This is a genomic window from Xenorhabdus sp. KK7.4, from assembly GCF_963876465.1.
GTDB lineage: Bacteria > Pseudomonadota > Gammaproteobacteria > Enterobacterales > Enterobacteriaceae > Xenorhabdus > Xenorhabdus stockiae.
Genome location: NZ_CAWNQF010000147.1, coordinates 1 through 1,982 on the forward strand (window position 1 = coordinate 1; position 1,982 = coordinate 1,982).

1 protein-coding gene is annotated in these 1,982 nt (G+C 59.1%); it reads right to left on the reverse strand.

The window, feature by feature from the left end:
* The coding region (locus AACS90_RS22575; protein ID WP_153043712.1) for a non-ribosomal peptide synthetase at positions 1–1,982 on the reverse strand (1,982 nt) is incomplete at both ends.

The window sequence follows — 1,982 nt, forward strand, 5'->3', positions numbered from 1 at the left end:
ACATTGGCATGGCCGCCGGTCACGGCCGCCGCAATGGTGTCAATATCAGTCTGTGACAGGGTCACCAGTGGCAACATATCGGGCGTGACGTGTGTGCAACCGTCAGGAATGCGGTTGGGTGGCACCCCATCATCCGGCGTCTCCTGCCGGGCCGGTATCGCCTGCGCCATCTCCGCCAGTGTGGGTGTGGCGAACACACTACGCACTTCCAGTACATATCCCCGCCGGCGTAGCTGTTCAATCAGGCTGAGGGCCATCAGGGAATGGCCGCCCAGTTCAAAGAAATGGTCGTGACGACCGACCCGGTCCAGTTTCAGTAACTCCTGCCAGAGGTCGGCTAACGCAGTTTCCACCTCTCCGACGGGGGCCGCATAGTCCCGGGTGATCACGGCAGATAAGTCCGGGTCGGGCAGGGCCTGACGATCCAACTTGCCATTGGGGGTCAGCGGGAAGGTCTCTAACACCACAAAGGCGCTGGGGATCATGTATTCCGCCAGCCGGGTATGTAACTGGTCACGCAGACTGGCGGCGTCCAGCGCGGCATCCGGCTGTGGCACTGCGTAAGCGACCAGCCGTTGCTCGCCGTTATTCGCCTCACGGGCAATCACCACGGCTTCCTGTACACCCGGACACTGCATCAGGCCGGCTTCTATTTCCCCTAATTCAATGCGGAAACCGCGCAGTTTCACCTGAAAATCATGCCGGCCCAGGTATTCGAGACTGCCATCCGGCAGCCAGCGGCCCAGATCGCCGGTTTTGTACAGGCGGGCATCAGGCTCAGTGGAGAATGGATCGGCAATAAAGCGCTCGGCGGTCAGTGCCGGTCGGTTCAGGTAACCGCGGGCAACACCGACGCCGCCGATATGGATTTCCCCCCTGACACCAAGGGGCACAGGGTTGCCCCCTTTATCCAAAACATACAGTTGCGTATTGGCAATCGGGGAGCCAATCGGCACAAAATGGCGTTTATCATCACGCTGACAAGCCCAATAAGTAACGTCGATGGCGGCTTCCGTCGGACCATATAAATTGTGTAATTCCGTATGAAAACGAGAAAAAAAGCGTTGTTGCAACTCGGCGGGCAGGGCTTCACCGCTGCAGATGACTCGCCGGAGGGTGGGCAAGGTGTGCGGGGATTGAACCCCCTGCACAAATTGCTGCAACATGGACGGCACAAAGTGCAGGGTGGTGATTTCGGTGTGTTCAATCAACCGGACGAGATAATCAACCTCTTTATGGCCTTCCGGCCGGGCCATCACCAGCCGGGCACCATACAGCAGCGGCCAGAAAAACTCCCAGACAGAGACATCGAAACTGAACGGGGTTTTCTGCAACACCCGATCTTCGGGCGTCAGTGGGTAGGTGTTCTGCATCCACACCAGCCGGTTGCACAGGGCTCGGTGGCTGTTCATCACCCCTTTCGGCTGGCCGGTCGAGCCGGAGGTATAAATCACATACGCCAGATGACGTGAAGTGAGCCCCTGCATGGCGGCCACCGGATTGGTGTCGGGCTGGTTCGCCAGCACGGGGGAGGGCAGATCATCCAGTCTGACCATCGGTAATGCAAACTCCCCAACGCTGTCGCCCAGTGTTGTTTGCGTCAGCAACACCACCGGTTCGGCATCGGCTAACATATACGCCAGTCGCTCAGCCGGATAAGTGGGGTCAAGGGGCACATACGCGCCGCCCGCTTTGAGGATCGCCAGTAAGCCAATCACCATCTCTACACTGCGTTCGACACAAATCGCCACCCGATCATCCGGCTGGATCCCCAGTTCAATCAGGTAATGCGCCAGCTGATTGGCCCGCCGATTGAGGGCCGCATAGCTCAGCGTCTGTTCTTCAAAGAGGACGGCAAGGGCATCGGGCGTCCGGGCGACCTGCTGTTCAAACAGGTCATGGATCAGCGCCTGCGGCGGAAAATCGGCCTGCGTGGCGTTGAAATCCACCAGTAACTGCTGGCGCTCTGCTGCCGGCAGAAT